The organism is Dyella sp., from assembly GCF_035685805.1.
In the GTDB taxonomy this organism is placed as follows: Bacteria; Pseudomonadota; Gammaproteobacteria; order Xanthomonadales; family Rhodanobacteraceae; genus Dyella_A.
In genome coordinates this window covers 1-5873 of record NZ_DASSAB010000001.1, presented here as the reverse complement: position 1 = coordinate 5873, position 5873 = coordinate 1, and the positions used below count along the sequence as shown (strand labels likewise).

The 5873-nt window shown below is 67.3% G+C and carries 4 protein-coding genes; all 4 read left to right on the top strand.

The features are described from left to right. The coding region (locus VFG40_RS00020) for a PPC domain-containing protein (protein WP_324893563.1) at positions 1-2773 on the top strand (2773 nt) is incomplete at its 5' end. Positions 2774-3252: 479 nt separating this feature from the next. Continuing rightward, entirely contained in the window at positions 3253-3618 is a 366-nt protein-coding gene (locus tag VFG40_RS00015; RefSeq protein WP_324893561.1) for a DUF6164 family protein, read from the top strand. Between the two features lie 375 nt (positions 3619-3993). Next, positions 3994-4386 carry a VOC family protein gene (locus VFG40_RS00010; protein WP_324893559.1) on the top strand — a complete coding sequence of 131 codons (393 nt, stop codon included), beginning with the start codon at positions 3994-3996 and terminating at the stop codon, positions 4384-4386. Between the two features lie 505 nt (positions 4387-4891). Next, positions 4892-5467, top strand: a complete 576-nt coding sequence (locus VFG40_RS00005) for a CIA30 family protein (protein WP_324893557.1) — start codon at positions 4892-4894, stop codon at positions 5465-5467. Positions 5468-5873 lie beyond the last annotated feature (406 nt).

Genomic DNA, 5873 nt, shown 5'->3' with positions numbered 1-5873 from the left:
GGGAAGCTGCGCGGTGTTGTTCACCGCACTGACGGTCACGATGTCGTCGTCCGCATTTGCCGCGACAGTCCCCGCAGTGACGGCGGCGCATCCGCGCCTGCTCCTCGATACGTCGACGCTGTCGGCGCTTCGCCAGCACGCAGCGGCCAACACGCCGGAGTGGCAGATGCTCAAGTCGGTGTGCGACTCGTACATCGGCGGCACCGTGAACTACCCCACGGGGAGCGCGTACCCGAACCTGCCCAACATCGGTGCGGGTTACCAGGGCGAGTCGTACCTGCCGGCGCTGCTGTCGGAGGCGCTGTGCTACCAGACGCTCAAGCCGAGCAATGCCAAGGCAGCGGCGACTTACGGCGCGAAGGCCGTCGACATCCTGACCAAGATGGCCGCGCCGTACGGCAGCCAGGGCTGGAACCCGAACAGTGACGACGGCTATGCCATGCGCAACTACGGCGTGGGCTTCGGGCTGGGCTACGACTGGCTGTACGAGCTGCTCACCCCGGCGCAGCGCACCCAGGTCTACACCACCGCCAATGCGTGGGTGACGTCGTTCGAAACCAAGACGTTCGAGTACGACCACCCGCAGAGCAACTATTTCGCCGGCTACTTCCACGCCAAGGCGGCCATCGCCCTGGGCACCTACGGGGAAAATCCGAGCGCCCCTGCGCAGTGGACAGACTGGTACACGCGCCAGTTCGGCCAGCGCGTGCAGCCGTTTTACGCGCAGCACCTGACCGGCGGTGGCTGGCCGGAAGGCTTCGGCAACTATGCGCCGCTGGGCATCCTCAACATGAGCCTGGCGGCACGCGAGGTGAAGACGGCCACCGGTACCGATATCGTCCATGCGACGTCCGCGCCCTTCAGTTTTCCGCTGGACAACGCCGACTACATGATCCACTTCACCTGGCCGTCGCGCGTGTACTTCGACGACCGCGACATGAACCATGCGAACAACCCCACCATCGGCATCGGCATGCCGGGTACCACGCAGGTAGGGCTGGCCGAGTCGATCCTGGGTGAGCTGGGGTTCTGGAAGTCGCCGCGAGTAGGCGTGTTCCACCAGTACCTCAACCAGGTGAGCGCCGCGACCAAGGGCTTCAACAGCTCGGATCCGTGGCTGCTGTTCCTGGAGACCAATCCGGCTGCCCCGACCGCCTCGGTGGCCGCCTTGCCGCTGTCGTACTTCGCCAAGGGCATGAACGCCGTGGCGGCACGCTCGGACTGGGGCACCGCGGCCAGCTGGATGTCGCTGCGCGCGGGGCCTTACACCAACGCGCCGTCGCAGGGCGAGCAATACTTCGACCAGGGTGGCCTGGCGCTCACCCGTGGCAACACCCCGCTGCTGGTCAATGCCGGAGGCTGGATGGTGCATGGATCCACCGGCAGCGCCGACGAAGACCGCATCTACAACGACAACTACGGTAGCCGCAACGGCACGCTCTACATGGGCAACCGCCAGCTGTACAACATCTTTTACGTGTTCAGGAAAAGCGGCAGCACGATTCTCGAGGGTGGTTCGCAGCAGGCACGGACTGCGGAAGACAACCAGGTGCGCACGCGCGTGGGAGCTTTCGAGGAAGGCGGTCACTACGTCTACACTCGCGCCGACCATATCGAGGACATGTACGGGAAGTTCTCGGCCGGCCCGGCCGTGGCCGCGTGGTCGCGTGAGGTGGTCTACCTGCGTCCCCACCGGTTTGTGGTGCACGACCGCACCACCGCAGGGAGCAGCGCCTACGACCAATATCTGGCATGGCATTTCCCCGCCAAGCCCGTCAAGGGCGCGGCGCCCGCCGGGCAGACCCGGCTGGACGTCACCTACAACGGCGCCTACGCCGGCGCGATGACGTCGGTGCTGCCGGCCAATGCCGCCACGGCGACGGTCGGGCTATATCCGGGAAGCAATCCGGTGAAGGTCTGGCAGGTGCAGGAGCGTGCGCCTGCGGCGGCGACCAGCCACCAGTGGTTGAACGTGTTCGATACCTCTTCGTCGGCCTCGCAGGTGGCAGCTGCCAGGCCGGTCACCGTCAACGCGGGCGCCATAGTCGGCGTGCGCCTGTCCGGCGTTGACGGCAACGACGTGGTCATCAACAGCTCCGGTGCACCCGGCACACCGATCAGCACGTCCATCAAGTACACGGTGCCCGCAGTCGCTGCGAGCCACACCATCACCGAGTTGGTGCCGCAGATCGGCTATTCGGTGACGGTGGCCACGATCAATGGCCAGCAGCAGGTGAGCGTGGTGCGCGGTGGAACGTTCATGGCCAGCGCCCGAGGCGTGCTCGCTTTCAACGTGAGTGGTGGTGGCACGGTGACTTCCGCGCCGGCCCCGGCACCCGCACCCGCACCGGCCCCCGCACCAGCGCCCGCTCCGGCCCCGGCCCCGGCCCCGGCCCCAGCCCCGGCCCCAGCCCCAGCCCCGGCCCCGGCTCCCGCTCCGGCCCCAGCCCCGTCATCGGTGGTGCAACTGAAGAACGATGTGGCGGTAAGCAATCTGAAGATCGCCACGAATGGAGACCTGCGGTTCACCTTCACCATTCCCAGCGGCGTGACCTACAGCGAAATGATGAGCGTGAACGGCACAGGCGACGCCGATCTTTACGTCAAATATGGCTCGGCGCCCACGGTCACCAGCTACAGCTGCCGCTCCTACCATGCGGGTAACAGGGAGCTGTGCACGTGGAGCAGCCCCAAGGCGGGCACCTACTACGTGCTCGTACACGCCCGGGCCGCGGTCACCGGCCTGACGGTCAGGGCGCAGTGGATGCCGTAAAGGGTTGATGGAAAGGCAAGCTCCGCGATGGTTTTCGCATCGCGGAGGCCTGCCACGCTCTGATCGTCGAAAAGCCATCCGGCGCTGGACGCTCACTCCTGCTCGCATCCCATGGTGACCTTGGCAGCACCGGTGCGGGGGGGGGGGGGCCGCGCAGCTGGACGTCGCCGCTGCGTGGCAGCGCTTTGGGCGGGCGCTTCAACGCCAATGGCGGCGGTCCTCCGCATGGCGGGAATCAGCGGGCGGGCCGGCATCCATCGTTTCAAGGTGATCGGTCCATCGATAGCTTGCTGCTTGATTCGCGGCGGGCCGCGCTGGTGGGCGAGTCCGGGGCACCATGACGAGATGCCACCGGGCATCGCCCCTCGGATGACGCGGTGCGGCCCGTGCTTCAGGCCCATCGCCGGGTGGCGCGTCGTGCGGCGGGGCGGTTCGGTAAAGCGCCTGGCGGAATGGCCGCGCGTCGCTACCATGGCGGCATGTGCAAGCTGCTGATGAATCTGCGCCACGTGCCCGACGACGAAGCCGACGAGGTGCGCGCCATGCTCGAGGCGCACGGGATCGCTTTCTACGAAACCCGGCCCAGCCTCTGGGGCGTGTCCGCGGGCAGTATCTGGGTGACGGAAGACGCGACGTTTGCGGACGCGGAGCGCGCCATGGCCGAGTACCAGCGACAGCGCAGCGACCGCGTGCGGAGCGACCACGCGGCAGCCAGGCGCGATGGCACCGCGCCGACGTTCCTCACGCAGTTGTGCGCCGAGCCACTGCGCGTGGTGACGATCGTGCTCACCATCCTCGGCCTGCTGGCGCTGATGGCACTGCCGATGCTGCTGCTGCGCAACTAGCGCGCCCACCGGTTTGGCTCCGGTGCGGCAAGTGCGGCGCCCTGAGTGGCGGTGACCCCGACGATGGTCGAAGACGATGTGCCGCCGGTGCGGACGGGCTGGCGCCGGAGCCGCGCCACCGTTGGACTGCGCCGCTCCAGGTGCGCTCCTCGCCTGGGCTCGCGCGACCGGCCCGGGCGTTTTGTCGCAACGCAGGTGCAGCCTGCCGACGGGGGCGCTAGCTACCATGCAGGGCCGGCGTGGCACGCGTCGGCCAGCAGAGGGAGTGCCGCCTACCGCAGGCAGCCGCAGGGGGAGGCGGTGGCGGGCAAGCATCCGCGCCCTTCACCACATTCAATCACATCCGGCAACGCGCCGGAGCTTCAGGAGCAACGCATGTTCAGTCACATCATGGTGGGTTCCAACGACATCGATCGCTCGCAGCGTTTCTACGACGCGGTGCTCGCTGTCTTGGGTGCGGGCAAGCCGCTGCGCAATGTCGCCGGCACAGGGCACGTGCGCCTGTTCTACCCGCATGAGGGCAGCATGTTCTGCGTCAGCCAGCCGATCAATGGCGAGGCCGCGTCGTGCGCCAACGGCGGCACGGTAGGTTTCAAGTGCAGCTCGCCCGAGCAGGTGCTGAAGTTTCACGAGGTGGCGGTGGCCCACGGCGGTATCTCGATCGAGGATGCGCCGGGCCCGCGTGAGGGCTCGCTGGGCGTCATGCACCTTGCCTACGTGCGCGACCCGGACGGCAACAAGCTCTGCGCAATGTATCGCCCGCGCTGATCGCCATGGGGAGCGCGAGCCTTGAGTTGCGCTCCCGCTTTGGCCTTGCGCCGGCCCGCACGCGGGCTGCTGGCCATCACTCAACACCAAGCCCATCGGAGCATCACGATGCGCCCACTCCCGGGTTCTGCCGGCAGCCTGTTCTTGTCGGGAGTGCCGGCACTTTGGGCGCGCGCGCAACACCGTGATGGACCGCGCCGACTTCGACCGCACCGTGTCTTTTCTGGTGGCCCTGATCCGGGAGATTCACGCGCGCACCGCGCCCCATCTGCGGGACCTCGCGCCCGAGGGTGCGGTCTGCTGACGCGTGTTCGGGCGGGGGGCGGGAGCTCGATGGACGATGGCGCCAGCGATCGTCTGGCGAGCGCCTCTCCGTGCAGGCGTATGCTGGTCCAAGCCGAAAAATGATCGATCGCAGTGCAGCTGCGCCAGGCATGACGAGTGGCCGGGTCCCTCCAGCGTCGCGCTTTGCCGATGCTGCATCACCACGTCGGGAGATTTGCGCATGTCACTTCGCCTGGTCGCCGCGATCGTGCTTGTTGGCAGCCTTTCCCTCTCGGCCAATGCCCGGCCCACGGAGCCCGCCATGCGCATGCTGATGCAGTTCGATTCGCTGCCGTCCGAGCCGCGCTGGATCGCGGTGAACGACGGCGTGATGGGCGGTCGCTCGACTGGCGGGCCCGCTCTTGTCGACGGCGCATTGGTGTTCCGCGGCACGCTGTCGCTGGCGAACAACGGCGGCTTCTCGTCGGTGCGCAGCACCGGACGCGATTTCGACCTGAGCGACGCCACCGCGGTAGTGCTGCGGGTGCGTGGTGATGGCCGACGCTATCAGCTGCGGCTGGCCACCGACGCACGTTACCGCGGCCTGGCCGTCTCCTACGGCGCGTCGTTCGACACGACGGTCGGGCAGTGGACCGAAGTGCATGTGCCGCTGGCATCGCTGCAGCCGTCAGTGCGTGGCATGCGCCTGCAGGGGCCGCCGCTCGACCCAGCGCAGGTGCATGAGATTGGCCTGCTGATCGCGGACAAGCGCGAGGGCGCGTTTGTGCTGGCGGTGGACTGGATTGCGGTGGAGTAGCTGTCGGGTCGGGAGTCCGCCGCGCCTGGGGATGGCAGCGGCCTGTCCAGGCGGCATCAGGCATCGCAGCGGTCAAGAACGCTCAATAAAATGGCGCACCGGGTCGCAGTGCAATCGCTTCACTGCGGATGCCCCACCGCTACCGACGGGGCAAATATCCGCTGGCATGTCCCGCGCCATGCGCCCAAACGCAGTGTCTGCGTTCAGGACATCGGCCGTCCGAAGCCGGGGCGCTGGCACGGCAAGACAGGACCCCAAGGCCTTGTCTTGCAGGCGCTACTGGATCAGTTGTCGAACCAGTTGATGCCCTCGTCGTACTCGTCATCGTTCAAACCATAGTCGTGGTTGACGTCCCAGGTGTTGTAGACGCCGTCGGAGAACTCGTTGTCGTCCAGAAAGCCGTCGC

Coding starts and splice junctions, on each gene's coding strand:
- VFG40_RS00015 (WP_324893561.1), top strand. CDS start 3,253: ATGTGCAAGCTGCTGATGAATCTGCGCCACGTGCCCGACGACGAAGCC.
- VFG40_RS00010 (WP_324893559.1), top strand. CDS start 3,994: ATGTTCAGTCACATCATGGTGGGTTCCAACGACATCGATCGCTCGCAG.
- VFG40_RS00005 (WP_324893557.1), top strand. CDS start 4,892: ATGTCACTTCGCCTGGTCGCCGCGATCGTGCTTGTTGGCAGCCTTTCC.